31 protein-coding genes, 1 tRNA gene and 1 pseudogene are annotated in these 25,935 nt (G+C 60.2%); all 33 read right to left on the reverse strand.

All coding sequences use genetic code 11. From position 1 onward, the window contains the following. A pseudogene (locus V7Q81_RS02365) lies at positions 1 to 84 on the reverse strand (30S ribosomal protein S5); the annotation flags it as partial. A gap of 63 nt (positions 85 to 147) precedes the next feature. Continuing rightward, on the reverse strand, positions 148 to 501 hold the full coding sequence (gene rplR, locus V7Q81_RS02370) for a 50S ribosomal protein L18 (RefSeq protein ID WP_333840112.1): 354 nt from the start codon (positions 499 to 501) through the stop codon (positions 148 to 150). A 16-nt stretch (positions 502 to 517) separates the two neighbouring features. Continuing rightward, positions 518 to 1,051, reverse strand: coding sequence for a 50S ribosomal protein L6 (gene rplF / locus V7Q81_RS02375; protein WP_333840057.1), 534 nt, complete (start codon positions 1,049 to 1,051; stop codon positions 518 to 520). Between the two features lie 10 nt (positions 1,052 to 1,061). Then, positions 1,062 to 1,457, reverse strand: a complete 396-nt coding sequence (gene rpsH / locus V7Q81_RS02380) for a 30S ribosomal protein S8 (RefSeq protein ID WP_333840059.1) — start codon at positions 1,455 to 1,457, stop codon at positions 1,062 to 1,064. A gap of 78 nt (positions 1,458 to 1,535) precedes the next feature. Beyond that, on the reverse strand, positions 1,536 to 1,841 hold the full coding sequence (gene rpsN, locus V7Q81_RS02385; RefSeq protein ID WP_333840060.1) for a 30S ribosomal protein S14: 306 nt from the start codon (positions 1,839 to 1,841) through the stop codon (positions 1,536 to 1,538). Between the two features lie 6 nt (positions 1,842 to 1,847). Further along, on the reverse strand, positions 1,848 to 2,387 hold the full coding sequence (rplE, locus tag V7Q81_RS02390) for a 50S ribosomal protein L5 (protein WP_333840061.1): 540 nt from the start codon (positions 2,385 to 2,387) through the stop codon (positions 1,848 to 1,850). 11 nt (positions 2,388 to 2,398) lie between these two features. After that, positions 2,399 to 2,716 carry a 50S ribosomal protein L24 gene (gene rplX, locus V7Q81_RS02395; RefSeq protein WP_333840062.1) on the reverse strand — a complete coding sequence of 106 codons (318 nt, stop codon included), beginning with the start codon at positions 2,714 to 2,716 and terminating at the stop codon, positions 2,399 to 2,401. 9 nt (positions 2,717 to 2,725) lie between these two features. After that, positions 2,726 to 3,094 carry a 50S ribosomal protein L14 gene (gene rplN, locus V7Q81_RS02400; protein WP_333840063.1) on the reverse strand — a complete coding sequence of 123 codons (369 nt, stop codon included), beginning with the start codon at positions 3,092 to 3,094 and terminating at the stop codon, positions 2,726 to 2,728. A gap of 137 nt (positions 3,095 to 3,231) precedes the next feature. Next, positions 3,232 to 3,501: a 30S ribosomal protein S17 gene (gene rpsQ / locus V7Q81_RS02405; protein ID WP_333840064.1), complete on the reverse strand. Its 270-nt coding sequence runs from the start codon at positions 3,499 to 3,501 to the stop codon at positions 3,232 to 3,234. Then, positions 3,498 to 3,692 (reverse strand): 50S ribosomal protein L29, encoded by a 195-nt coding sequence (gene rpmC / locus V7Q81_RS02410; protein WP_333840065.1) that lies wholly within the window; start codon positions 3,690 to 3,692, stop codon positions 3,498 to 3,500. The genes rpsQ and rpmC overlap by 4 nt, the downstream gene beginning before the upstream one ends. 4 nt (positions 3,693 to 3,696) lie before the next feature. Next, positions 3,697 to 4,110: a 50S ribosomal protein L16 gene (rplP, locus tag V7Q81_RS02415; RefSeq protein WP_333840066.1), complete on the reverse strand. Its 414-nt coding sequence runs from the start codon at positions 4,108 to 4,110 to the stop codon at positions 3,697 to 3,699. Continuing rightward, a complete protein-coding gene (gene rpsC, locus V7Q81_RS02420; RefSeq protein ID WP_333840067.1) occupies positions 4,094 to 4,819 on the reverse strand; it encodes a 30S ribosomal protein S3 in 726 nt (241 codons plus the stop codon). Before rpsC ends, rplP begins: the two co-directional genes overlap by 17 nt. 9 nt (positions 4,820 to 4,828) lie before the next feature. Further along, entirely contained in the window at positions 4,829 to 5,185 is a 357-nt protein-coding gene (gene rplV, locus V7Q81_RS02425; RefSeq protein WP_333840068.1) for a 50S ribosomal protein L22, read from the reverse strand. A gap of 11 nt (positions 5,186 to 5,196) precedes the next feature. After that, entirely contained in the window at positions 5,197 to 5,484 is a 288-nt protein-coding gene (rpsS, locus tag V7Q81_RS02430) for a 30S ribosomal protein S19 (protein ID WP_333840069.1), read from the reverse strand. Between the two features lie 15 nt (positions 5,485 to 5,499). Further along, entirely contained in the window at positions 5,500 to 6,327 is an 828-nt protein-coding gene (gene rplB, locus V7Q81_RS02435) for a 50S ribosomal protein L2 (protein WP_333840070.1), read from the reverse strand. Beyond that, positions 6,328 to 6,636, reverse strand: a complete 309-nt coding sequence (gene rplW / locus V7Q81_RS02440) for a 50S ribosomal protein L23 (RefSeq protein ID WP_333840071.1) — start codon at positions 6,634 to 6,636, stop codon at positions 6,328 to 6,330. It lies immediately after the preceding gene. Continuing rightward, positions 6,633 to 7,253, reverse strand: coding sequence for a 50S ribosomal protein L4 (gene rplD, locus V7Q81_RS02445; RefSeq protein ID WP_333840072.1), 621 nt, complete (start codon positions 7,251 to 7,253; stop codon positions 6,633 to 6,635). The genes rplW and rplD overlap by 4 nt, the downstream gene beginning before the upstream one ends. Next, positions 7,253 to 7,897, reverse strand: a complete 645-nt coding sequence (rplC, locus tag V7Q81_RS02450) for a 50S ribosomal protein L3 (RefSeq protein WP_333840073.1) — start codon at positions 7,895 to 7,897, stop codon at positions 7,253 to 7,255. The genes rplD and rplC overlap by 1 nt, the downstream gene beginning before the upstream one ends. A 112-nt stretch (positions 7,898 to 8,009) precedes the next feature. Then, a complete protein-coding gene (gene rpsJ / locus V7Q81_RS02455) occupies positions 8,010 to 8,318 on the reverse strand; it encodes a 30S ribosomal protein S10 (RefSeq protein WP_333840074.1) in 309 nt (102 codons plus the stop codon). A 68-nt stretch (positions 8,319 to 8,386) separates the two neighbouring features. Beyond that, positions 8,387 to 9,577: an elongation factor Tu gene (gene tuf, locus V7Q81_RS02460; RefSeq protein ID WP_333840075.1), complete on the reverse strand. Its 1,191-nt coding sequence runs from the start codon at positions 9,575 to 9,577 to the stop codon at positions 8,387 to 8,389. A 19-nt stretch (positions 9,578 to 9,596) separates the two neighbouring features. Further along, positions 9,597 to 11,687 (reverse strand): elongation factor G, encoded by a 2,091-nt coding sequence (fusA, locus tag V7Q81_RS02465; protein WP_333840076.1) that lies wholly within the window; start codon positions 11,685 to 11,687, stop codon positions 9,597 to 9,599. A 24-nt stretch (positions 11,688 to 11,711) separates the two neighbouring features. Then, positions 11,712 to 12,182, reverse strand: coding sequence for a 30S ribosomal protein S7 (gene rpsG, locus V7Q81_RS02470; RefSeq protein ID WP_333840078.1), 471 nt, complete (start codon positions 12,180 to 12,182; stop codon positions 11,712 to 11,714). A gap of 33 nt (positions 12,183 to 12,215) precedes the next feature. Next, positions 12,216 to 12,593, reverse strand: a complete 378-nt coding sequence (gene rpsL / locus V7Q81_RS02475; RefSeq protein WP_333840080.1) for a 30S ribosomal protein S12 — start codon at positions 12,591 to 12,593, stop codon at positions 12,216 to 12,218. A 194-nt stretch (positions 12,594 to 12,787) separates the two neighbouring features. Continuing rightward, complete coding sequence (rpoC, locus tag V7Q81_RS02480; RefSeq protein ID WP_333840082.1) at positions 12,788 to 17,029, reverse strand: DNA-directed RNA polymerase subunit beta'; 4,242 nt, start codon at positions 17,027 to 17,029, stop codon at positions 12,788 to 12,790. 124 nt (positions 17,030 to 17,153) lie between these two features. Continuing rightward, the gene (gene rpoB / locus V7Q81_RS02485; RefSeq protein WP_333840083.1) at positions 17,154 to 21,227 is read right to left on the reverse strand and encodes a DNA-directed RNA polymerase subunit beta; all 4,074 of its coding nucleotides are present in this window, start codon (positions 21,225 to 21,227) and stop codon (positions 17,154 to 17,156) included. 250 nt (positions 21,228 to 21,477) lie between these two features. Beyond that, complete coding sequence (gene rplL, locus V7Q81_RS02490; protein WP_333840084.1) at positions 21,478 to 21,861, reverse strand: 50S ribosomal protein L7/L12; 384 nt, start codon at positions 21,859 to 21,861, stop codon at positions 21,478 to 21,480. 56 nt (positions 21,862 to 21,917) lie between these two features. Next, positions 21,918 to 22,448 carry a 50S ribosomal protein L10 gene (gene rplJ, locus V7Q81_RS02495; protein ID WP_333840085.1) on the reverse strand — a complete coding sequence of 177 codons (531 nt, stop codon included), beginning with the start codon at positions 22,446 to 22,448 and terminating at the stop codon, positions 21,918 to 21,920. An 11-nt stretch (positions 22,449 to 22,459) separates the two neighbouring features. After that, positions 22,460 to 23,155 carry a 50S ribosomal protein L1 gene (rplA, locus tag V7Q81_RS02500; RefSeq protein WP_333840086.1) on the reverse strand — a complete coding sequence of 232 codons (696 nt, stop codon included), beginning with the start codon at positions 23,153 to 23,155 and terminating at the stop codon, positions 22,460 to 22,462. Between the two features lies 1 nt (position 23,156). Then, positions 23,157 to 23,588 carry a 50S ribosomal protein L11 gene (rplK, locus tag V7Q81_RS02505; RefSeq protein ID WP_333840087.1) on the reverse strand — a complete coding sequence of 144 codons (432 nt, stop codon included), beginning with the start codon at positions 23,586 to 23,588 and terminating at the stop codon, positions 23,157 to 23,159. 12 nt (positions 23,589 to 23,600) lie between these two features. Beyond that, a complete protein-coding gene (gene nusG, locus V7Q81_RS02510) occupies positions 23,601 to 24,134 on the reverse strand; it encodes a transcription termination/antitermination protein NusG (protein WP_333840088.1) in 534 nt (177 codons plus the stop codon). After that, positions 24,131 to 24,505, reverse strand: coding sequence for a preprotein translocase subunit SecE (secE, locus tag V7Q81_RS02515; RefSeq protein WP_333840090.1), 375 nt, complete (start codon positions 24,503 to 24,505; stop codon positions 24,131 to 24,133). Before secE ends, nusG begins: the two co-directional genes overlap by 4 nt. A gap of 73 nt (positions 24,506 to 24,578) precedes the next feature. Next, a tRNA-Trp gene (locus V7Q81_RS02520) sits at positions 24,579 to 24,651 on the reverse strand. Between the two features lie 58 nt (positions 24,652 to 24,709). Then, a complete protein-coding gene (tuf, locus tag V7Q81_RS02525; RefSeq protein ID WP_333840075.1) occupies positions 24,710 to 25,900 on the reverse strand; it encodes an elongation factor Tu in 1,191 nt (396 codons plus the stop codon). Between the last annotated feature and the right edge of the window lie 35 nt (positions 25,901 to 25,935).

Genomic DNA, 25,935 nt, shown 5'->3' on the forward strand with positions numbered 1-25,935 from the left:
CTTCACCACCTTGGTGACCCGGTTGACCGCGACCATTTTCTCTCGGAGGTTGTCCTGCCGCTCTTCGATCTGCCCTTTTGCCATGTGCTTAACCCCGTCGGCTCCGCTAATACAGGCCTTTTGCCCGAGGACTGCTCCCCTCGTGTCCTAGAACTTGAGGCCACCTTCCCGCGCCGCTTCGGCGAGGGCTTTCACACGTCCATGGTACTTGAAGCCGCTCCGGTCGAACGCCACCCGCTCGATCCCAGCGCTTCTCGCCTTCTCCGCGATGCGCTTGCCAACCAGCGCTGCCGCAGTGATGGTGTGGCCCCGCGTCAAGCCTTTGCGCACATCGGGCTCCAGAGTTGAGGCGCTTGCCACCACCCTCCCGCCACTGGCATCGATCACCTGGGCGTAGATATGGAGGTTGCTGCGGAATACGGTCAGCCGTGGGACCTTGAGCTCTGCGATCTTCAACCGGGTCTTGCGGGCCCGGCGCAAGCGTGCTTGCTTCTTGTTCAGCATCGGAAACCTCGCCTCACTTCTTCTTGGTCTCTTTCAGGACCACGTGCTCATCTGCATAGCGGATTCCCTTGCCCTTGTAGGGCTCCGGCTTGCGGTAGCTGCGGATTTCTGCCGCCACCTGCCCGACCTGCTGCTTGTCGATGCCTTTCACCACGATTTCGGTCTGGCTCGGAGTCTCCACCTTGATGCCTTTGGGCATCTTGCGGCTAATCGGGTGGGAGAAGCCGACCGTCAGATTCAGATTGTCGCCGCTCGCCTGGGCCCGGTAGCCCACTCCGACCAGCGTCAATCGCTTCTCGAAACCCTTGGTCACGCCCTGAACCATATTGGCCACGTTGGCACGGGTGGTTCCGGACATGGCCTTCGCCATTGCACTGTCGTTCGCTGCCTTAAAATGGAGCGCGTCCCCGTTCTTCTCTACGATTACGTGGCGGGTCAGCGCTCTGGTCAAGGTCCCAAGAGGACCTTTGACCGTGATTTCGCCTTGGGACAGCGTCACTTCCACCCCTTTGGGCAAAAGAATTGGATATTTCGCGATTCGGGACACGACCGGATCCTCACGCCACGATGCACAGGACCTCACCACCGATGCCGGCAGCACGGGCTTGATAGTCCGTCATCACGCCCTTGGACGTGGACACGATGGCAACCCCCAGGCCGTTCATGACCTTGGGCATGTCTCTACACCCCTTATAGACACGCAATCCGGGACGGCTTACGCGTTCAATGGTTTCGATCACCGGCCGTCCCGCATAATACTTGAGCGCGATCTCCAGCACGGGCCTTCCCTCTACCTCGCGGACGGCGAAATCCTCGATGTAGCCCTCCTCTTTCAGCACCTTGGCGATCGCCGCCTTGAGCTTGGACGACGGCATGCTGACGCTTGACTTCTCCGCCGCTTGCGCGTTGCGGATCCGCGTCAGCATGTCTGCGATCGGATCACTCATACTCATCTAGGTTCTCCTGCAGGCTGCTTGTCCCGTCACCCATCTTCCGTTGACGACGCAAGTCCAGCCCATGCCTCGATTCGTTTACCAGCTCGCCTTGATCATTCCCGGGATCTCACCGCGCATCGCAATCTCCCGCAGTTTATTCCGGCCTAAACCAAACTTGCGAAAAGTCCCCCGGGGACGACCAGTGAGGGCGCAGCGGTTCCGTAGCCGCACCGGGCTGGCGTTACGCGGGAGGCGCTGCAGCTTGAGCAGCGCCAAGTGCCTCTCTTCTTCTGAAAGCTTCTGGTTCTTGGCGATCGAAAGCAGCTCCCGGCGTTTGGCTGCGTACTTCTTTACCGTAGCACGGCGCTTCAATTCGCGATTGATCAAAGACTTCTTCGCCATGGCTGCTCAGCTCCTGAACGGAAACTTGAACGCCGCCAGCAGCGCCCGCGCTTCTTCATCGGTCCTGGCGGTGGTAGTGATCGTGATATTCATACCCCGTAAGGCATCGATTTTGTCGTACTCGATCTCCGGGAAGATAATCTGCTCCTTCACGCCCAGACTGTAGTTGCCACGGCCGTCGAAAGCCCGCGGCGAAAAGCCCCGGAAGTCGCGGATCCGAGGAATCGCGATCGAGATCAGCCGGTCGAGAAATTCGTACATGCGCGTGCGGCGCAGCGTGACCATGCAGCCCACCGGAAAGCCCGCACGGATCTTGAAGGCGGCGATCGATTTGCGGGCCTTGGTCACCACGGGTTTTTGCCCTGCGATTTTCTCCAAGTCCGCCACCGCGTTTTCTATTACCTTTTTGTCCGCCACGGCTTCGCCCACCCCCATGTTGAGCGTGATTTTCTCGATACGTGGCACCTGCATCACGCTTTTGTAGCGGAACTGCTTCATCAGCTCGGGCACCACGGTCTCGCGGTAGTACTGCTGCAAGCGTGCCATCGACCGTCCCTTCAAACGTCGATCACTTCCCCGTTGGACTTGAAATAGCGCACTTTGCGCTTGTCCTCCAGGATCCTAAATCCGACTCGATCCGGCTTCTGTGTGTGTGGGTTGAATATGGCTACGTTGGAGACGTGAATCGGCATCTCCTTCTCTATGATGCCGCCAGTGGTCCCTTTCATGGGGTTAGGGCGCTGGTGCTTTTTAACCCTGTTCACACCCTCCACTACCACACGCTCCTCGTCCACCACGCGCAGCACGGTACCCCGCCGGCCTTTGTCTTTGCCAGCGATCACAATAACTTCGTCACCTTTGCGGATCTTGCGCATAGTTTTGCCTCAGAGCACTTCAGGCGCGAGCGAAACGATCTTCATGAACCGTTCGGTGCGCAGCTCCCGGGTCACGGGACCGAAGATGCGGGTGCCAATCGGTTCCAGTTTGTTGTTGAGCAGCACTGCCGCATTCGAGTCGAACTTGATGAGCGAGCCGTCTGCGCGCCGTACGCCCTTCGCGGTACGCACTACAACCGCGTTGTAGATCTCGCCCTTCTTAACGCGACCACGAGGGGCTGCCTCTTTTATGCTTACCTTGATGACGTCGCCGATGTTGGCGTAGCGCCGCTTCGAGCCGCCCAATACCTTGATGCATTTGAGAGTACGCGCCCCGGTGTTGTCGGCCACATCCAGCAGGGACTGCATCTGTATCATTTCGTCATCCCTCTCCAACTTAACCCGATGCCGGGCTCGCCCGGCTGACCGGCCAGTTTTGGAGCCCGTCCGGGAGAAGGCTGCTCTAAAAAAGAAAATATTTAATTATATCAATCAACCCACAGCTATACCAAGACTCAAACAGTTCGCGCCTTCTCCAGCAGCTTAATCACGCGCCAGGCCTTGGTCTTGGAAATCGGGCGACACTCCTCGATCACCACCAGGTCGCCTTCACGCGCTTCGTTATTCTCGTTATGGGCATGGTATTTCTTGGAACGCGTAATCACCTTACCTATCAAGGGGTGTTTGACCCGGCGCTCTACCAGCACCGTGACGGTTTTGTCCATTTTGTCGCTTACCACTCGCCCCATGAGGGTGCGACGGTGTTTTGCCTGTTGCTCACTCATTGCTTACCCGCCTTTTCCCTCAGAATCGTGCGTACCCGGGCAATGTCACGACGCACCTTGCCAAGCTGGCTCGTATTGGTGAGCTGCTGGGTGGCGTGCTGCATGCGCAGGCTGAACTGGGCACGCAGCAGCTCACCCAGCTCCTTTCTCAATTCGTCCACCGACTTGGCACGTAACTCTCTTGGTTTCACGGGCTCACCCCAGTTGGCGAACAACGAACTCGGTCTGCACCGGCAACTTAGCCGCTGCCAGGCGGAAAGCCTCCCTGGCGATGGCCTCGGACACCCCGTCCATTTCGTAGAGAACCTTGCCGGGGCGAATCTCGGCAACGAAAAACTCCGGGTTCCCCTTCCCGTTGCCCATGCGCACTTCCGCCGGCTTCTTGGAGACAGGCTTGTCCGGGAAAATGCGGATCCAGATCCGACCGCCGCGCTTGATATGCCGCGTCATGGCGCGGCGGGCAGCTTCGATCTGCCGCGCGGTCAGGCGGCCACGAGTGATCGCCTTAAGCCCGTATTCGCCGAAGGAAACCTTGTGGCCACGGGTGGCAATGCCCTTGTTGCGCCCCTTCTGCTGTTTGCGGTACTTGGTTCTAGCTGGCTGAAGCATTCTTCACTCCTGCTCTGCGGGTACGCCGCGGCTGCTCCACCGGCGCCGCAGGTGGCGGGGCTGCCGTCGGCTGCTCAGCCTTGCCCAGGATTTCTCCCTTGAACACCCACACCTTGACGCCGATCACCCCGTAGGTCGTCTTGGCCTCGGAAAAACCGTAATCCACGTCGGCCCTGAGCGTGTGCAACGGTACGCGTCCTTCCCGGTACCATTCCGTTCGGGCGATCTCCACTCCATTCAGCCGACCGGCGCTCATGATCTTTATGCCCTGGGCACCGAGCCGCATGGCGTTGGTGATGGCGCGCTTCATAGCCCTGCGGAACATGATGCGCTTCTCCAGCTGAGCGGAGATGGAGTCAGCGATCAATTGCGCGTCCAGCTCCGGCTTGCGGATTTCCTCGATATTCACATGCACCGGGACTCCCATCAACCGCTGCAGCTCGGTGCGTAGCATCTCGATGTCTTCGCCCTTTTTGCCAATCACCACCCCAGGGCGTGCACTGTGGATTGTGATCTTGGCGTTCTTGGCAGGCCGCTCTATCACTATCTTGCTTACCGCCGCATGGGCGAGCTTCTTGCGCAGGTACTCCCGGACCTTGATGTCCTCGTTCAGCATCACTGGGAAATTCTTGTCATTCGCGTACCAGCGGGAAGTCCAGTTGCGCAGGACCGCGAGCCTGAAACCGGTCGGATGGATCTTCTGTCCCATGGATATTCCTTAAGTTTTCGCCGTCTTGCCAGCCCTTTCGTCACCGACAGTCACGAACACGTGGCAAGTCGGCTTTAGGATCCTGGCTCCTCGGCCCTTGGCGCGGGCATGGTAGCGGCGCAGTGTAGGTCCCTGCTCCACCAGGACGCGCACTACCTTCAGCTCGTCCACGTCCGCCCCTTCATTGTGCTCAGCGTTGGCAATCGCTGATTCCAGCACCTTCTTGATGATACCGGCTGCCTTTTTGGGGCTGAAGGTCAGGATATTGAGTGCCCGCTCCACCGGAAGCCCACGGATCTGGTCGGCCACCAATCGCCCTTTCTGCGCCGAAAGCCGCACGCCCCACAGTCTGGCGGTAGTTTCCATGGCCCCTCTCCCTATTTCTTCGTCGTCACCGCCGCCTTCTTGTCTGCGGCGTGCCCCCTAAATGTGCGGGTGAGTGCGAACTCCCCCAGCTTGTGGCCCACCATGTTCTCTGTGATAAACACAGGGATATGCTGCTTGCCGTTGTGTACGGCGATGGTCAAGCCGACAAAGTCGGGGACGATGGTAGAACGGCGCGACCAAGTCTTGATCGGGCGCTTGTCGTTCGCTGCCCGCGCTGCCTCCACCTTGCGCATGAGGTGATGGTCAACGAAGGGGCCTTTCTTAACTGAACGTGCCATAGGCCTGATGCCTCATCAAGTCTTCTTGCGACGGCTAACGATCATCGCAGAGGTGCGTTTGTTGCGCCGGGTCTTGTAGCCCTTGGTGGGGACACCCCACGGCGACACAGGATGGCGCCCTCCTGAGGTCTTGCCTTCGCCGCCGCCGTGGGGGTGATCTATGGGGTTCATCGCCACACCGCGAACAGTGGGTCTGATCCCACGCCAGCGGTTGGCCCCGGCCTTGCCGATCGACTCTAGAGAGTGTTCCTCGTTACCCACCTCGCCGATGGCGGCGCGACAACTCAGGTGCACCTTGCGGATCTCGCCGGAACGTAGCCGCAGCTGGGCATAATCGCCTTCCCGGGCAAGCAGCTGCACCGATGTGCCCGCCGCCCGGGCAAGCTGGGCGCCTTTGCCAGGAATCATTTCAACGCAGTGGACGGTGGTACCCACGGGAATGTTGCGAAGCGGCAGGACGTTTCCGGGCTTAATCGGCGCATCCACTCCGCTCATCACCCGGTCCCCTACAGCAAGGCCCTTGGGGGCGATGATGTAGCGCCGCTCACCATCTGCGTAACACAGGAGCGCGATGTGCGCGGAGCGGTTCGGGTCGTACTCGATGCGCTCTACCCGGGCGGGAATTCCGTCCTTAGTCCGGCGAAAATCGATGATCCGGTAGTGCCGCTTGTGCCCGCCCCCTTGGTGCCGGGTGGTAATTCGGCCAGCGTTGTTGCGGCCTGAGCCGCGCTTCTGGGGCTCGATCAAGGGCTCGTACGGTCGGCCTTTGTATAGCCCAGGCGTAACCACTCGCACCACGGCGCGCCGCCCAGGCGAGGTAGGCTTCAATTTAACCAGCGGCATTTACTTGATCTCCGTGGCAAAGTTAATCTCCTGCCCAGGCGCAAGGCACACATACGCTTTTTTCCAGTTTCGCCGACGTCCCTCGTAGCGCCCAAAGCGCTTTTTCTTGCCTTTCACGTTGGCCACCTGGACCGACTGCACTTGGGTCTTGAACATAAGCTCCACGGCAGCCTTGATCTCCGGCTTGGTAGCGTCTTGACTCACTCGGAAAACGTATTGCCGGTGACGGTCCGCCACCAGAGTACTCTTTTCCGAGACCACAGGCGCCAAGATGAGCTTCATCAGCCGTTCTTGGTTGAATCCGCTCATGCGTACATCTCCTCGAACTTGGCCACCGCGCCCCGAGTGAGCAGCACGCTTGGAAAACGCACGAGGCTCACTGGATCGGCTTGATGAGGCTCCAACACCAGCACATCGGGCAGGTTGCGTGCGGAGAGGTAGAGGTTGTCGTCGACTCCGTCGGTAATGATCAACACTCGCTCAAGGCCCATGTCCTTGAGTTTGCGTGCCAGGAGTTTCGTCTTCGGCGCCTCGACCTTAAGCTCCTCTACCACCGACAGCCGCCCTTCTCGAGCCAATTGAGAGAGAATGGAAGCGATCCCGGCGCGATACATCTTCCGGTTCACTTTGTGGCTGAAGTTTTCGTCCGGCGAACTGGGAAAGATTTTGCCGCCTCCACGCCATAGAGGACTTCCGGCAAAACCAGCGCGAGCTCGGCCAGTGCCCTTCTGGCGCCAGGGCTTGCGGTGAGACTTGTTGACCTCCCCTCGCGCCTTCTGTTTGCGCGTCCCGAGACGTGCGTTGGCCAAATAAGCGGTCACGAGTTGGTGCACGAGCGACTCGTTGTACTCGCGCCCGAACAAGCTGTCGGAGGCGCTGAGAACCGCTTTAGGTTGTCCCTTCTCGTCGATCAACTTGAGGTCCATCACGCACCCGCTTTCACGCTGGGACGAACGATCACCCGGCTCCCCTTGGAGCCGGGCACGGCACCCTTGACCAGAAGGAGCTGCCGCTCGCCATCGACACGCACCACTTCCAAGTTCTGCACCGTGCGCTTGACCGAGCCCAGATGGCCTGGCATGCGCTTCCCGGGGAATACCCGTCCCGGGTCCTGATTCTGGCCGGTGGAGCCGGGTTTGTTGTGGGAAATGGAGTTACCGTGGCTCGCGCGGTTGGAACTGAAGTTGTGGCGTTTGATGACGCCGGCAAAACCTTTGCCGATCGTGATCCCGCTCACGTCCACGCGCTGGCCTACTTGGAACAGCTCCACGCCGATCGCGTCGCCGGGTTTAAGACTTGCCAGGGCCTCCGGAGTAGCCCTGAACTCGCTGAGCGCCTCGCCTGCCTCAACCCCGGCCTTGGCGAAGTGCCCGGCCATCGGCTTGGTCACACGGCTTGCACGACGCTTACCGAAAGTTATCTGTACGGCACTATAACCGTCTGTTTCGGGCAGCTTGATCTGGGTGACCCGATTGCTGGAGACGTCCAGCACGGTCACGGGGATGGCGGTCCCGTCCTCCGCAAAAATGCGAGTCATGCCGACTTTGCGGCCTATTAGTCCCAGTGTCATCGTTCTCGTTTCCTTCAATAGGCGCCGGTTGCGGTTGACCGGCAGTCACGCGCGACTCGGTGGCAGCGTGCCTCGAAGCGTGTCAGTTCCGCCGCCACCGCTCCGCCCATTGCTACAACTTGATCTCCACGTCTACCCCTGCCGGCAAATCGAGCTTCATCAACGCATCCACCGTCTTGTCGGTGGGGTCGATGATGTCCATCAGCCTCAAATGCGTGCGAATCTCGAACTGATCGCGCGAGGTCTTGTTAACGTGGGGCGAGCGCAGAATATCGAAGCGTTCGATCCTGGTCGGCAGCGGCACGGGCCCCCGCACCACTGCCCCAGTCCGCTTGGCGGTTTCGACGATCTCCAGCGCCGACTGATCGATCAGGCGGTAATCGAACGCCTTGAGGCGGATTCGTATCTTCTGGCTCTGCATGCTTTAACCCTAATGTACGCGCCTGGGTTGTAGTCGATTCTTTGGTAAGACGCTTACTCGCCCAGCCGCTACTCGATGATTTTCGCCACTACGCCGGCGCCCACTGTGCGCCCGCCCTCACGAATGGCAAAGCGCAAACCCTCCTCCATCGCAATGGGAGCAATGAGGCTGACCGTCAGCGACACATTGTCCCCGGGCATCACCATCTCAGTGCCCGCCGGCAACTCAATGGCACCCGTCACATCCGTGGTGCGAAAATAAAACTGCGGCCGGTAACCATTGAAAAACGGCGTATGCCGACCCCCCTCCTCCTTGGAGAGCACATACACCTCAGCAGTAAACTTGGTGTGCGGCGTGATCGTGCCAGGCTTGGCTAACACCTGCCCACGCTCCACCTCCTCACGCTTGGTACCACGCAGCAACACCCCAATGTTGTCGCCCGCACGCCCCTCGTCCAGCAGCTTCCTGAACATCTCCACCCCCGTACACACCGTCTTCTGGGTGGGACGCAAACCCACTATCTCAATCTCATCGCCCACCTTGATCACACCACGCTCCACACGCCCCGTGACCACCGTGCCACGCCCAGAAATCGAAAACACATCCTCCACCGGCATCAAAAAAGGCTTGTCAATGTCACGCTTGGGCTCAGGAATGTACTCGTCCAAAGCCTCCGCCAACTTCCAAATGGAAGGCTCCCCAATCTCCGACTGGTCCCCCTCCAGCGCCTTCAACGCCGAACCCACAATGATCGGGGTCTTGTCCCCAGGAAAATCATACTTGGACAACAACTCCCGAACCTCCATCTCCACTAACTCCAAAAGCTCGGGATCGTCCACCATGTCAGCCTTGTTCAAATACACCACAATGTAGGGCACCCCCACCTGACGCGCCAGCAAAATGTGCTCGCGCGTCTGCGGCATCGGACCATCGGCCGCCGACACCACCAAAATGGCCCCATCCATCTGCGCCGCACCCGTAATCATGTTCTTGATATAGTCCGCATGCCCCGGACAGTCTACGTGCGCATAATGACGCTTCGCCGTCTCATACTCCACATGCGCCGTGTTGATCGTAATCCCTCGCGCCTTCTCCTCCGGCGCCGAATCAATCTCCTCGTACTTCTTCGCCTGCCCCCCAAACTTCTTCGACAACACCTGCGTCAGCGCCGCCGTCAGCGTCGTCTTGCCATGATCCACGTGCCCAATCGTGCCTACGTTCACATGCGGCTTCTTGCGCTCAAACTTCTCCTTGGCCATGACTTTTTCCTTCCGACGACTATTTCTTGTTTATGATCGCTTCCGCGACGTTGCGCGGGGCTTCTGCGTAATGCTTGAATTCCATTGTGTACGTGGCGCGACCCTGGGTAAGGGAGCGCAGCGTGGTGGAATAACCAAACATCTCGGCAAGGGGCACTTCGGCGCGGATCACCTTGAGGCCGGGACGATCTTCCATGCCCTGCACGATGCCACGGCGGGAAGACAAGTCACCCATGACGTTGCCCATGAATTCCTCGGGAGTCTCCACTTCCACCGCCATCATGGGCTCGAGCAGCGTCGGGCTCGCTTTTCTGAGCGCCTCCTTGAAGCCGATGGAAGCTGCCATCTTGAAGGCGTTCTCGCTCGAGTCCACTTCATGATAAGAACCGTCGAAGAGGGTAACCTTGACGTCTACGACGGGGAAACCGGCCAGTACGCCGTTGGGCAACGTGTCCTCCAAGCCCTTTTGCACCGCCGGAATGTACTCTCGCGGGACCACGCCGCCTTTGATGGCGTCGATGAACTCGAAGCCTTTCCCTGGTTCGTTGGGCTCCACCCGCAACCATACGTGCCCGTACTGACCGCGGCCTCCAGTCTGCTTGATGAACTTGCCCTCGGCTTCGGCTGCCTTCTTGATGGTTTCTCTGTAGGCGACTTGGGGGGCGCCGACATTGGCCTCGACTCCGAACTCCCGCCGCATGCGGTCAACGATGATCTCCAAGTGCAGCTCACCCATGCCGGAGATGATGGTCTGCCCGGATTCTTCGTCGGTACGCACGCGAAACGACGGATCTTCCTGGGCCAGGCGAGATAGGGCAATGCCCATCTTTTCCTGGTCCGCCTTGGTCTTTGGCTCCACTGCCACGTGGATCACCGGCTCCGGAAACTCCATGCGCTCAAGGGTGATCACGTTGTTCGGGTCGCACAACGTATCGCCCGTGGTCACATCCTTCAGCCCCACCGCTGCCGCGATATCGCCTGCGCGCACTTCCTTGATCTCTGCACGCTCGTTGGCGTGCATTTGTAGTAAGCGCCCGATGCGCTCCTTCTTTCCCTTGACCGGGTTGAAGACGGTATCGCCCGAATTGAGAACGCCCGAGTAGACACGGAGGAAGGTGAGCTGGCCTACGTACGGGTCGGTCATAATCTTGAATGCGAGGGCCGAGAAGGGAGCCTCGTCCTTCGCTTCCCGTTCGCCCGGTTGGCCGTTTTCCAGCACGCCCTTGACCGGGGGAATGTCGAGCGGCGACGGCAAGTAGTCGATCACCGCATCCAGCATAGCCTGCACACCCTTGTTCTTGAACGCAGAACCGCACAGCATGGGCACGATTTCGAACGAAATAGTGCGACTGCGTAGTCCCTTCTTGATGTCCTCGATAGAGAGATCCCCTTCCTCGAGGTATTTGTTCATGAGCTCCTCGTTGGCCTCGGCAGCGCTTTCCACCATCTTGTCGCGCCACTCCTGGGCCTGGTCCCGCAGACTGGGCGGGATGTCCCTGAGCTCGAACTTCATCCCCTGGGTGGAATCATCCCAGTAGATCGCCTTCATGCGCACCAGGTCGACTACACCTTCGAATTTCTCTTCCGCTCCGATCGGGATCTGAATGGGAACCGGGTTGGCCTTAAGCCGGGCCTTCATTTGCTCAAAGACCTTGAAGAAGTCCGCCCCCTGTCGATCCATCTTGTTAACGAAAGCAAGCCGCGGCACACGGTACTTGTTAGCCTGGCGCCAGACTGTCTCGGACTGGGGCTGTACGCCGCCTACCGCGCAATAAACCATGCAGGCGCCATCAAGCACCCGCATCGAGCGCTCCACCTCGATGGTGAAGTCCACGTGTCCCGGCGTATCGATAATGTTGATCCGGTGCTCGGGATAGTTCTGGTCCATGCCCTTCCAGAAGCAGGTGGTGGCAGCCGAGGTGATGGTAATCCCGCGCTCCCGTTCCTGCTCCATCCAGTCCATGACCGCAGCACCATCGTGCACCTCCCCGATCTTGTGAGAGACACCCGTATAGAACAAGATGCGCTCGGTGGTCGTGGTTTTGCCGGCATCGATATGGGCACTGATGCCGATATTGCGATAGCGCTGGATGGGGGTTGTACGTGGCACTGCTGAAGACTTCCTGGTTGGACGTTAAAACCGGTAGTGACTGAAAGCTTTATTGGCCTCGGCCATGCGATGAACTTCCTCGCGTTTCTTCACGGCGCCGCCACGGCCCTCTGCCGCCTCACTCAACTCGTTTGCCAGCCGCAGGCCCATGGATTTCTCGCCGCGCTTGCGCGCCGCATCGCGGATCCAACGCATCGCGAGCGCGGTGCGGCGAACCGGTCGCACCTCCACCGGCACCTGATAGTTGGCCCCGCCGACGCGCCGGCTCTTCACTTCAACCATCGGACGCACGTTGGCAAGCGCCTGGGAGAAAACCTCCAGCGGATCCTTGCCCGAGCGCTTCTGGATTTGCTCCAGCGCGCCGTAGACGATGCGCTCGGCGACCGATTTTTTGCCCCGCGTCATGATCACGTTGATGAACTTGGCCACTTCCTGATTTCCGAACTTCGGATCCGGAAGAACTTCGCGTTTCGGAACCTCTCTGCGTCGCGGCATGGCGCTTCCTTACACCCGTGTTTGTTGCGGCTCTCAGGCGGACTTGGGCCGCTTCGCTCCATATTTGGAACGGCCCTGCTTGCGGTCTTTGACGCCGGCGGTATCGAGGCTACCGCGAACGATGTGGTAGCGCACTCCAGGCAAATCTTTGACCCGTCCTCCGCGGATCAAGACTACGGAATGCTCCTGGAGATTGTGTCCCTCCCCGCCAATATAGCCGATGACCTCGTAGCCGTTGGTCAGGCGCACTTTGGCCACTTTGCGCAGCGCCGAGTTGGGTTTTTTCGGCGTTGTAGTATAGACACGCGTGCAAACACCGCGCTTCTGGGGGCAGCCTTCGAGCGCCGGCACCTTGCTCTTCGCCCGCTTTGGCTCGCGGGGCTTGCGTACCAGTTGGTTGACTGTTGGCATGGTTGACCTTGTTTGCCGAGCACGAGGGCCGGGCGTCCGTGGTTTGTGCCCGGCCGCGCCTGACGTTCCAAAAAGCCGGGACGGCATGAATGCCGTCCCGTCTTCACCGAAATTCAGCCGCTTCCACAAGGGCTGGCAAGAAAGACCAGCCACTCGAAAAAGACTGTGAATTTTATGGGGTTAACAATACGCTGTCAAGCAACATGCGCTTGGTCCTGAGCCTGCCCTCCCGCAGTTTCTAGTGCCTCGGCTCCCTCGGTCACCTCGGCCCCCAGCGCCTGACGGCGCCGCAGGTTGTGATAAGCGAGCCCCGTACCTGCCGGGATAAGCCGGCCGACGATGACGTTCTCCTTGAGCCCGCGCAGCTCGTCCCGCTTGCCCATGATGGCTGCTTCGGTAAGTACGCGGGTTGTCTCCTGGAACGAGGCTGCAGAGATGAACGAATCGGTGGAGAGCGAGGCCTTGGTTATGCCGAGCAGCATGTACTCGTAGGTGGCGGGCTTCTTGCCCTCGGCTTCCAGCCGCTCGTTTTCCTCTAGCACCTCGGCGCGCTCCACTTGCTCCCCGGGAATGAACTTGCTGTCGCCAGCGTCCACAATTTGCACCCGGCGCAGCATTTGCCGCACGATTACCTCGATGTGCTTGTCGTTGATCTTCACGCCCTGCAGCCGATAGACATCCTGCACCTCGTCGATGATGTAGCGAGCAAGCTCCTCCACGCCCTGCAAACGCAGGATGTCGTGGGGATCCTTCGGGCCGTCCACGATCATTTCACCCTTGTTTACCACTTGGCCATCGTGCACCAGGACGTGCTTGTCCTTGGGGATCAGGAACTCGTGGGCCACCCCGTCCAGATCGGTGATCACCAGCCGTTGCTTGCCTTTGGTATCCTTGCCGAAGGAAACGGTACCCGTCACCTCCGCTAGCATGCCGGCGTCCTTGGGCGAGCGCGCCTCGAACAGCTCCGCCACTCGCGGCAAACCGCCGGTGATGTCACGTGTCTTGGAAGTCTCCTGGGGAATGCGCGCCAATACCTCCCCGACGCCCACTTCCTGCCCGTCGCGCACCGTGATGATGGAGCCAATCTGGAAGGTGATGGTAACCGGCACGTCGGTGCCGGCCACTTTGACTTCCTGGCCGTCCCTGTCGAGCAGCTTCACCAGGGGCCGCAATCCCTTGGTCTGGGCCACGCCGCGTCGCTTGGGGTCGATCACCACCAGAGTCGAAAGCCCCGTGACCTCGTCGATCTGGCGCGCCACGGTCACACCCTCTTCCACGTTTTCGAACTTGATGGTGCCTGCGTACTCGGTGATGATCGGCCGGGTGTGCGGATCCCAATTGGCCAGCATAGCCCCGGCCTTCACATTCTGGCCGTCCTTAACTAGCAAAGTGGCGCCATAGGGAATCTTGTGCCGTTCGCGCTCGCGACCACTCTCATCCTGGATGAGCACCTCGCCGTTACGCGAGATCACCACCTGTTCGCCTCGAGCATTAGTCACGTAGCGCATGCCCGTGGAGAAGCGCACCGTGCCATTGGACTTGCTTTCCACATGACTCGCCGCAGTGGTCCGCGATGCAGCACCACCGATGTGGAACGTGCGCATGGTGAGCTGGGTTCCCGGCTCGCCGATCGACTGGGCAGCGATGACGCCTACGGCCTCACCCACGTTGACCAGCGTTCCGCGCCCGAGGTCACGTCCATAGCACTTGGCGCATAGGCCCCAGCGGGTCTCGCAGGTAAGCGGCGTGCGCACGCGCACCTCGTCTATCCCCAGCGCCTCGATCTGATCCACCAAGTTTTCGTCGAGCAGCGTGCCCGCGGCAACCAGAACGTCGCCCGTGTCCGGGTTGATGACGTCCACTGCGGTGACGCGCCCGAGGATGCGTTCGCGCAAGGGCTCTACTACCTCCCCCCCTTCCACTAGCGCTTTCATGGAGAAACCGTTGGTGGTGCCGCAATCGGCCTCCGTGACCACCAGATCCTGGGTGACGTCCACCAGACGCCGCGTCAGATAGCCGGAATTGGCAGTCTTGAGGGCCGTGTCCGCTAGGCCCTTGCGCGCGCCGTGGGTGGAGATGAAGTATTGCAGGACGTTCAAACCCTCGCGGAAGTTGGCGGTGATGGGGGTCTCGATGATGGAGCCGTCGGGCTTGGCCATCAAGCCACGCATGCCGGCGAGCTGCCGGATTTGGGCAGCCGAGCCTCTCGCGCCGGAATCAGCCATCATATAGATAGAGTTGAACGACTCCTGGGTGACCACGCCACCCTTTTTGTCGGTCATCGGGATCCACTGCTTCTTCTTGGGGTCCCATTGCATGACCTGCTCCTGGCCAAGCTGATCCATCATCGCCTTGGCCACCTGGTCTGCCGCCCGGCCCCAGATGTCCACCACCTTGTTGTAACGCTCCCCCTGGGTCACCAGGCCCGAAGTGTACTGGGCCTCGATTTCCTGTACTTCTTTTTCGGCCTGGGCAATGATCTCGGATTTCTGGGGCGGCACCAACATATCGTCGACACAAATGGAGAGCCCTCCGCGGGTTGCCAGGGAGAAGCCCGTATACATCAGCCGGTCGGCAAAGATCACCGTTTCGCGCAAGCCGCAGCGACGGAAGCTCATGTTGATTAGCTTCGAAATCTCCTTCTTCTTGAGCGGCTTGTCGATCAGCTGGAACGGCAAGCCGGCGGGCAGAAGCTCCGAGAGCAGCGCACGCCCAACCGTAGTGTCATAACGGGTCCACTTCTCCCGCTTCTCCCCGTCTGGCCCGATCTCGTACTCACGGATGCGTACTTTGATGCGCGCGCCGAGCTCCACTTGCCGGGTCTCGTAAGCACGCGCGACCTCGGACACATCGGCAAAAGCCATCCCCTCGCCCATGGCGCCGATCTTCTCCCGCGTCATGTAATACAGGCCAAGCACGATGTCCTGCGAGGGAACGATGATCGGCTCGCCGTTGGCTGGAGACAGGATGTTGTTGGAGGAAAGCATGAGGGTGCGCGCTTCCATCTGTGCTTCCAGGGACAGAGGCACATGCACTGCCATCTGGTCGCCGTCGAAGTCGGCGTTGAACGCCGTGCACACCAACGGATGGAGCTGGATCGCCTTACCCTCGATCAGCACCGGCTCGAAAGCCTGAATGCCGAGACGGTGGAGGGTGGGCGCGCGGTTGAGCAGCACCGGATGCTCGCGAATCACCTCCTCCAGGATGTCCCATACCTCAGGGGCTTCCTGCTCCACCATGCGTTTCGCTGCCTTAATGGTGGTAGCGAGCCCCAATACTTCAAGTTTATGGAAGATGAACGGCTTAAACAGCTCCAGTGCCATCTTCTTAGGCAAGCCGCACTGGTGGAGCTTCAATTGAGGTCCTACCACGATCACTGAGCGGCCCGAGTAGTCTACCCGCTTGCCCAGGAGGTTTTGACGGAAGCGGCCGCCCTTGCCCTTGATCATGTCGGCCAGAGACTTGAGCGGGCGCTTGTTCGCGCCGGTCATGGCCTTGCCGCGGCGACCGTTGTCCAGCAGCGAGTCCACCGCCTCCTGCAGCATGCGCTTTTCGTTGCGCACGATGATGTCCGGGGCTTTTAGCTCCAGAAGACGCTTGAGACGGTTGTTGCGGTTGATCACGCGACGGTAGAGGTCGTTCAAATCAGAAGTGGCAAAGCGCCCGCCATCCAGAGGCACCAGCGGTCGTAGCTCCGGCGGTAGTACAGGCAGCACTTCCAGGATCATCCATTCCGGCTTGATCCCGGACTTCTGAAAGGCCTCCAGCACCTTCAAGCGTTTGGCAATCTTTTTGATCTTGGAGTCAGAGCCTGTGGCTTCCAGCTCCTGGCGCAGCTTTTCGATCTCCTTGTTCAGATCGAGGGTGCGTAGCAGCTCGCGGATGCCCTCGGCGCCCATCTGGGCAGTGAAATCGTCTCCGTACTCTTCCACCTTGCTGAGGTAATCGTCCTCTGTCAAAAGCTGACCACGGTGCAGTGGGGTGAGACCTGGATCCACCACCACGTAAGCCTCAAAGTACAAGACGCGTTCGATGTCGCGCAACGTCATGTCCAGCACCATCCCCATGCGCGATGGCAGAGACTTGAGGAACCAGATATGGGCGACGGGGGAGGCGAGCTCGATGTGGCCCATGCGCTCGCGGCGTACCTTGGACAAGGTCACCTCGACACCGCACTTTTCGCAGATCACGCCGCGGTGCTTGAGCCGCTTGTACTTGCCGCACAAGCACTCGTAATCTTTGACGGGGCCGAAAATCTTGGCGCAGAACAGCCCATCCCGTTCCGGTTTGAACGTGCGATAGTTGATCGTCTCAGGCTTTTTGACTTCGCCGTAAGACCAAGAACGGATCTTCTCGGGCGATGCCAGACCGATCTTAATGGCGTCGAATTCCTCTTCCTGGGCGACCTGCTTGAACAGATCCAGCAGTGCTTTCATAGCGTCTCCGATGGTGCGTCAACGCAACAGTTCGAAAATCTCCGCCGCAGTCGGCATAGAAAGCTCCGAGGGACGGTAATGCCAACACCCCCGTGCTTGTATGCCTCCGCGACCCGTGCCCACCTCAATACCGCTCCAGATCAATGTCGATGGCGAGAGAGCGGATCTCCTTCACCAGCACGTTGAACGACTCAGGCATGCCGGCGTCGATTTTGTGTTCTCCTTTGACGATGTTCTCGTAGACCTTGGTCCGGCCAGTGACGTCGTCCGATTTGACGGTAAGCATCTCCTGCAGGGTGTAGGCCGCTCCGTAGGCTTCCAGCGCCCACACCTCCATCTCGCCGAAGCGCTGTCCCCCGAACTGGGCTTTGCCGCCGAGGGGCTGCTGGGTCACCAGGCTGTAAGGGCCGGTAGAGCGCGCATGCATCTTGTCGTCCACCAGATGGTGGAGCTTCAGCATGTGCATGTAGCCCACCGTTACCTGGCGGTCGAACGGGTCGCCGGTACGGCCGTCATACAGAGTTACCTGGCCGGAACGCGGCAGCCCGGCCAATTCCAGCATCGACTTGATCTCCTCCTCGGTGGCACCGTCGAACACCGGCGTGGCGAACGGCACGCCGTCCTTGAGGTTGTGGGCGAGCTCCAGCACCTCTTGGTCGGTGAGCTGGGACAGATCCTCCTGCCGTCCGCTCGAGTTGTAGATCAGGTTGAGCGCCTTGCGCAGGTCCGCGACCTTGGCATGCGCCTTGAGCATCTCACCGATCTTTAGGCCAAGCCCCTTGGCCGCCCAGCCGAGATGGGTTTCTAGGATCTGGCCAACGTTCATGCGCGAAGGCACTCCCAAGGGGTTGAGCACTATGTCGACAGGCGTGCCGTCGGCCATGTAGGGCATGTCCTCCACCGGCACGATCTTGGAGATAACCCCCTTATTGCCGTGGCGCCCTGCCATTTTGTCACCTGGCTGCAGCCGGCGTTTGACGGCCAAATACACCTTGACCATCTTGATCACGCCAGGGGGAAGTTCGTCGCCGCTGGTAAGCTTTTTCTTCTTTTCCTCGAACATGCGCTCGAACTCCTGCCGTTTCTGGGCCAGGCTTTCTTTGATCTGCTCGAGTTGCAAGGCGGCCTCTTCGCTGGCCAGCCGGATGTCGAACCAGTGATGCGGATCCAGGCCGTCTAGGTATTCCTTGGTGATCCGCGCGCCTTTGGCCAGCTTCTTCGGCACGCCGTTGGCGGTCTTGCCCCGCAACAGGCGCTCCAGACGCTCGAAGGCATCCGCCTCCACGATCCGGAGCTGATCGGCCAGATCTTTCTTGTAGCGCTTGAGCTCTTCATCGATGATCTGTTGGGCGCGCTTGTCCCGCTGGATCCCTTCCCGTGTGAAGACCTGCACGTCGATGACGGTGCCGGACATGCCCGAAGGCACCCGAAGCGAGGTGTCCTTCACATCCGAGGCTTTCTCGCCGAAGATGGCGCGCAGCAACTTCTCCTCGGGGGTAAGCTGGGTCTCGCCCTTGGGTGTCACCTTACCCACCAGCACATCGCCCGCCTCCACCTCGGCGCCGATGTAGACGATGCCCGATTCGTCGAGCCTAGCAAGCTGAGCCTCCGAAAGGTTGGAGATGTCGCGGGTGATTTCCTCCGGCCCAAGCTTGGTGTCACGGGCCACCACCGAGAGCTCCTCGATGTGGATGGAAGTGAAGCGATCCTCGGCCACGACCCGCTCCGAGATCAGGATCGAGTCCTCGAAGTTGTAGCCATTCCATGGCATGAAAGCCACCAGCAGGTTCTGGCCAAGGGCGAGCTCACCGAGGTCCGTCGAGGCTCCGTCTGCAATCACGTCGCCGCGGGAAATCACATCGCCCACTTTAACCACCGGGCGCTGGTTGATGTTTGTGTTCTGGTTAGAGCGGGTGTACTTGATTAGGTTGTAGATGTCGACCCCCACCTCACCCGCGCGCGTCTCCTTGTCATGCACCCGCACCACGATGCGGGTGGAGTCTACGTAATCCACCACCCCGCCGCGACGCGCCCGTACCACTGTACCCGAGTCCATGGCTGCAACGCCCTCAATACCGGTGCCCACCAGCGGCTTCTCCGGCCGCAGGCACGGCACCGCCTGACGCTGCATGTTAGACCCCATGAGCGCCCGGTTGGCATCGTCGTGCTCAAGGAAGGGAATGAGCGATGCGGCAACAGAGACGATCTGAGCCGGCGCCACATCCATGTACTGGATGCGGTCTGGCGTCGCCAGCATGAACTCGTTGCGGTGCCGGCAGGAGACCAGATCGCTTACGAATCTGCCATTCTTGTCCAGCTCGGCGTTTGCCTGGGCGATCACGAACTGACCTTCCTCAATGGCGGAAAGGTACTCGATCTGGTCGGTTACCCGACCGTTTTCGACCTTGCGATAGGGCGTTTCGATGAAACCGAACTCGTTGATCCGGGCATAAAGGGCGAGGGAGTTGATGAGGCCGATGTTGGGGCCTTCCGGCGTCTCGATGGGACACACGCGCCCGTAATGGGTCGGGTGCACGTCCCGTACCTCAAAGCCAGCCCGCTCGCGAGTGAGCCCTCCCGGCCCCAGCGCAGACACGCGCCGCTTGTGGGTGATTTCCGACAGGGGGTTGGTTTGATCCATGAACTGAGAGAGCTGGCTCGAGCCGAAAAACTCCCGGATCGCCGCCGAAACTGGCTTGGCGTTGATCAGGTCGTGGGGCATCAGGTCCTCGGACTCGGCCTGGGACAGCCTTTCCTTTACCGCCCGCTCAACTCGCACCAGACCTGCGCGAAACTGGTTCTCCGCCAGTTCGCCCACCGAGCGTACCCGCCGGTTGCCTAAGTGATCGATGTCGTCAATCTCGCCGCGGCCATTACGCAGGTCTACCAGAATCTTGATGACCGCAATGATGTCGTCCTTGGTCAGAGTATTGGGTCCAGTGAGATCGTTACGCCCGACCCGGCGATTGAACTTCATGCGCCCGACTGGGGACAGGTCATAGCGATCCTCACTGAAAAACAAGCCGTTGAACAAGGTTTGTACCGCCTCTTCGGTGGGCGGCTCGCCTGGACGCATCATGCGGTAGATGGCCACCATGGCGGCCATCTGATCCGGTGTATCGTCGATGCGCAGGGTCTGGGAGACGTAAGGTCCCTGATCCAGGTCGTTGGTGTAAATGGTTTTCACCTCCCTGATCCCGGCCTCCCGCAGCTTGACGAGCAACTCCTCGGTGATCTCGTCGTTGGCACGGGCGATGAGCTCGCCCGTCTCCTGGTTAACCACGGTGTGGGCAAGCACCCGGCCCACCAGGTATTCGTCCGGCACCGTGAGCTTGTGGATACCTGCTTGCTGGATCTCCCGCACATGCTTGGCGGTAATGCGCTTGTCCTTCTGGACGATAACCTTGCCGCCCTTGCCCAGGATGTCGAACCGCGCCACCTCACCCCGCAGCCGCTCGGGCACTACCTCGAACTCGATACCCTGGTCGCTGAAATGAAATGTGTCCTTTTCGAAGAAGGTGTCCAGAATCTGCTCTGGTGTCATACCCATCGCCTTGAGCAGGATGCTCACGGGCATCTTGCGTCGGCGATCGACCCGGAAATAGAGGTAGTCCTTGGGATCGAACTCAAAGTCGAGCCAGGAGCCGCGATACGGAATCACCCGCGCGGAAAAAAGCAGTTTCCCCGAGGAGTGAGTCTTGCCTCGATCGTGCTCGAAAAACACCCCCGGCGAGCGATGCAGCTGGGAAACAATCACCCGCTCGGTACCGTTGATGACGAAGGAGCCCGTAGCCGTCATGAGCGGTATCTCGCCCATGTAGACCTCCTGCTCCTTTACCTCCTTCACCGTGGGCTTGGAAGCCTCCTTGTCAAGTAAGGCTAACCGCAGCTTGGCGCGCAATGGTGCGGCGTAGGTCAAGCCTCGCTGCTGGCATTCCTTAACGTCGAACGGCGGCTCTCCCAGGGTATAGCTTACGAATTCCAGCCGGGCGTTACCCGAATGGCTGACGATCGGGAAGATCGAGGTGAAGGCCGCTTGCAGCCCCTGATTCTTGCGCTTGTCCGGCGGAGTATCCGCCTGGAGGAAAGCGCTGTAGGAGTCCAGCTGCGTTGCCAGCAAAAACGGGATGTTCAGCACACTGGCGCGCTTGGCGAAACTCTTACGGATGCGTTTTTTCTCGGTAAACGAGTACGTCATAGCTTCTCCGCCACGGGAAGGGGCAAGAACGGAAGTCGAAAGACTGAAATATCCGCTTCAAGCTTGCGGCCGTCATCCGACTGTTTGACACCTCGCGCGAACTTGAAGTCCGCACACAAAACAACGCTTGCTTGGCCATCACAAGCGGCAACAGGCCGGCGAGTGACCGCCAGCCTGCTTCCTTCGCTCTGGCGCGCCAGGGAAACGCGCCCGTCTCGACCAATCGTTTTTTCCGCCGGGCTCAACGAGCTTACTTGATCTCCGCCGCCGCGCCGGCCTCGGTCAATTGCTTGACGATCGCCTCCGCATCGGCCTTGGAGATGCCCTCCTTGACCGGCTTCGGCGCCCCGTCCACCAAGTCCTTGGCTTCCTTGAGCCCAAGACCCGTGATCTGGCGCACCACCTTGATCACGTTTACCTTGTTGTCGCCGGCGGCCTTGAGGATGACGGAAAATTCGGTCTGCTCCTCAGCCGCGGGTGCCGCCGCTCCGGCCGCAGCGGGAGCGGCCACGGCAACGGCCGTGGCGGCAGCAGAGACACCGAATTTCTGTTCCATCTCCTTGATAAGTTCGGACAGCTCGAGCACGGTCATATTCGCGATCGCGTCCAAGATCTCAGCTTTGGCTACTGCCATGATGCGCTACTCCTTGAGTCGAGAGGTTGAAATTCCCAGCGTGCCTGGGCCGCCGCTCAAGCGGCCTGCTTCTGTTTCTGATCGCGCACCGCCGCGAGCGTCCGCACGAAGCGAGCAGGCACCTCGTTCAGCGTGCGCACAAACTGCGCCACGGGCGCCTGCATGGTACCCAGGAGCTTGCCGAGCAGCTCTTCCCGGCTCGGCAACTGGGCCAGGCTCGAGACGTCCTTGGCGGACATCACTTGATTGCGCATGGCCCCTGCCTTGATGACGAACTTCTCGTTCGTCTTGGCAAACTCATGCAGGACCTTTGCTACTGCCACCGGATCGGGACTGATCCCATAGGCGAGCGGCCCAGACATGTACTCGGCGAGCCCGGCAAACGGGGTGTCGGCCACCGCCCGGCGCACCAGAGTGTTTTTCAATACTTTCAGGTAGACGCCAGATTTGCGTGCCGTCGCCCGCAGGCTGGTCATGTCCGCCACACTCAGTCCGCTATATTCGGCAAGCACCACCGCCTGAGCGTTCGCCAGGCGTTCACCCAGCTCCGCCACGACCGCTTGCTTCTGTTCCAGCTTCAGGGCCAAGGTCGTTCTCCTCACGCATTCAAACTCGTGTGATCCACCCGGATGCCGGCGCCCATCGTCGGGGAGACGGAAATCCGCTTCAAATACACTCCCTTGGCACCAGCCGGTCGGGCCTTCTGCAACGCCTCCACCAGCGCCGCCAGGTTCTGTTTGAGCGCCTCGACCGGGAAGGACGCCCGCCCGATGCTGCAGTGGACGATGCCCCCCTTGTCCGTACGGTATTGGACCTGGCCTGCCTTAGCGTTTCTCACCGCGGTGGCCACGTCCTGAGTGACCGTGCCCACTTTCGGGTTGGGCATGAGCCCTCGGGGGCCGAGGATCTGGCCCAGTTGCCCCACCACCCGCATGGCGTCCGGCGTGGCAATGGCCACGTCGAAGTCGATGTTTCCGGCCTTCACTTGTTCGGCCAGGTCTTCCAGCCCCACCAGGTCGGCACCAGCCGACTTCGCTTCCTTGGCCTTTTCTCCCTGGGTAAAGACTGCCACCCGCACCGTCTTGCCGGTACCCGCAGGCAGCACCACCGAGCCCCGCACCAGCTGGTCGGATTTGCGCGTGTCCACCCCCAGGTTGATGGCCACGTCGATCGATTCGTCGAATTTGGCGGTGGCCGTCTCCTTGGCAAGCTGGAGCGCCTCAAGCACCGGGTAGGCGCGGCTGCGGTCTATCCGGGCGTAGAGGTTCTTTAAGCGTTTGCTCACGCGCGCCATGTCACACTCCTTCCACCTCGACACCCATGCTGCGAGCGCTGCCGGCGATGGTACGCATCGCCGCATCGAGATCCGCCGCAGTCAGGTCCGGCATCTTGGCAGTGGCGATTTTCTCCACCTGGGCGCGAGTGAGCTTGCCCACTTTCTCTAGATGGGGCTTCGCACTGCCTTTCTCGATGCCAGCTTCTTTCTTGATCAGCACGGATGCAGGCGGTGTCTTCAGGACGAAGGTAAAGCTTTTGTCCGCATAGGCGGTGATGATGACCGGCACCGGAAGCCCCGGCTCCATCCCTTGGGTCTGGGCGTTGAACGCCTTGCAGAATTCCATGATATTGAGCCCGCGCTGGCCCAGTGCCGGGCCGATGGGCGGGCTGGGGTTCGCCTTCCCTGCCGGTACTTGCAGCTTGATGTACCCGACGATCTTCTTTGCCATCTCGACTCCTTATCAAGCCTTTTCCACCTGCCCGAAGTCCAGCTCCACCGGCGTCGAGCGGCCGAAGATGGATACCGCGACCCGCAGCTTGCTCTTGTCGTAATTCACGTCCTCCACGGTGCCGTGGAAGTCGGTGAACGGGCCTTCCTTGACGCGCACCATCTCCCCCACCTCGAACAGCACCTTAGGCTTGGGTTTCTCCACTCCTTCCTGGATCTGGCGCAGGATCGCCTCCACCTCCTTGGCGCTGATCGGCGTGGGTTTTGTAGCCGTGCCCCCGACGAAGCCGGTCACCTTGGGCGTGCTCTTTACCAGGTGCCAGGTCTCGTCGTTCATTTCCATCTCCACTAGAACGTAGCCCGGAAAGAACTTGCGCTCGGAGATGGACTTTTGCCCCCCCTTCATTTCCACCACCTCTTCCACCGGCACCAGGATCTGACCGAACTTGTCCTGCATGCCGGAGCGTTCGATGCGCTCCTTGAGGGCCCGAGCAACGCTCTTTTCGAAGCCAGAGTAGGCGTGTACTACGTACCAGCGCTTGCTCATGCGCTCCCCTCGCCCATCAACCATCTCACCACCAGCAACAAGCCGGCGTCCACCAGCCACAAGAAGATTGCCATCACCATGACGAAAGCGAGCACCACGCCTGTCGTCTGCAGTGTCTCCTTTCGGGTGGGCCACACTACCCGCTTGGTTTCCTCGATGGACTCGCGGGCGAACTCCACGAAGCGAGCCCCGGGCGACGTGAACCAGCCGATGGCGGCAGCCGCCCCCAAGCCCGCCAGTACCGCCAGCACCCGCAACACTAAGACGGCATCGCGCAGGTAATAAAAACCTGCGATTCCGGCCACCACGCACAGCCCCGCCAGGGTCAGCTTGACCTTATCGCCGACCGTCACGCCGCTCGCTTCGTTCATGAGTTCGCCTTCCGGAATTGCCCGCCAGGCAGCGCGCGTACAGCCGTTTCCCACGCCCCGCAGCAGAACCGGGCAGGCCAGGAGGGTCTCGAACCCCCAACCTTCGGTTTTGGAGACCGACGCTCTACCAATTGAGCTACTGGCCTATACGTAAGTCCGTAAAACCTCGCTCGCGCGGGGCCGTCCAGATCTCATCCCCAGCCGCTACTCGATGATTTTCGCCACTACGCCGGCGCCCACTGTGCGCCCGCCCTCACGAATGGCAAAGCGCAAACCCTCCTCCATCGCAATGGGAGCAATGAGGCTGACCGTCAGCGACACATTGTCCCCGGGCATCACCATCTCAGTGCCCGCCGGCAACTCAATGGCACCCGTCACATCCGTGGTGCGAAAATAAAACTGCGGCCGGTAACCATTGAAAAACGGCGTATGCCGACCCCCCTCCTCCTTGGAGAGCACATACACCTCAGCAGTAAACTTGGTGTGCGGCGTGATCGTGCCAGGCTTGGCTAACACCTGCCCACGCTCCACCTCCTCACGCTTGGTACCACGCAGCAACACCCCAATGTTGTCGCCCGCACGCCCCTCGTCCAGCAGCTTCCTGAACATCTCCACCCCCGTACACACCGTCTTCTGGGTGGGACGCAAACCCACTATCTCAATCTCATCGCCCACCTTGATCACACCACGCTCCACACGCCCCGTGACCACCGTGCCACGCCCAGAAATCGAAAACACATCCTCCACCGGCATCAAAAAAGGCTTGTCAATGTCACGCTTGGGCTCAGGAATGTACTCGTCCAAAGCCTCCGCCAACTTCCAAATGGAAGGCTCCCCAATCTCCGACTGGTCCCCCTCCAGCGCCTTCAACGCCGAACCCACAATGATCGGGGTCTTGTCCCCAGGAAAATCATACTTGGACAACAACTCCCGAACCTCCATCTCCACTAACTCCAAAAGCTCGGGATCGTCCACCATGTCAGCCTTGTTCAAATACACCACAATGTAGGGCACCCCCACCTGACGCGCCAGCAAAATGTGCTCGCGCGTCTGCGGCATCGGACCATCGGCCGCCGACACCACCAAAATGGCCCCATCCATCTGCGCCGCACCCGTAATCATGTTCTTGATATAGTCCGCATGCCCCGGACAGTCTACGTGCGCATAATGACGCTTCGCCGTCTCATACTCCACATGCGCCGTGTTGATCGTAATCCCTCGCGCCTTCTCCTCCGGCGCCGAATCAATCTCCTCGTACTTCTTCGCCTGCCCCCCAAACTTCTTCGACAACACCTGCGTCAGCGCCGCCGTCAGCGTCGTCTTGCCATGATCCACGTGCCCAATCGTGCCTACGTTCACATGCGGCTTCTTGCGCTCAAACTTCTCCTTGGCCATGATGCGATCCTCGTTTGCAGCTGTCCTCGATATAT

The organism is Pelomicrobium sp. (genome assembly GCF_036803785.1).
GTDB lineage: Bacteria > Pseudomonadota > Gammaproteobacteria > Burkholderiales > UBA6910 > Pelomicrobium.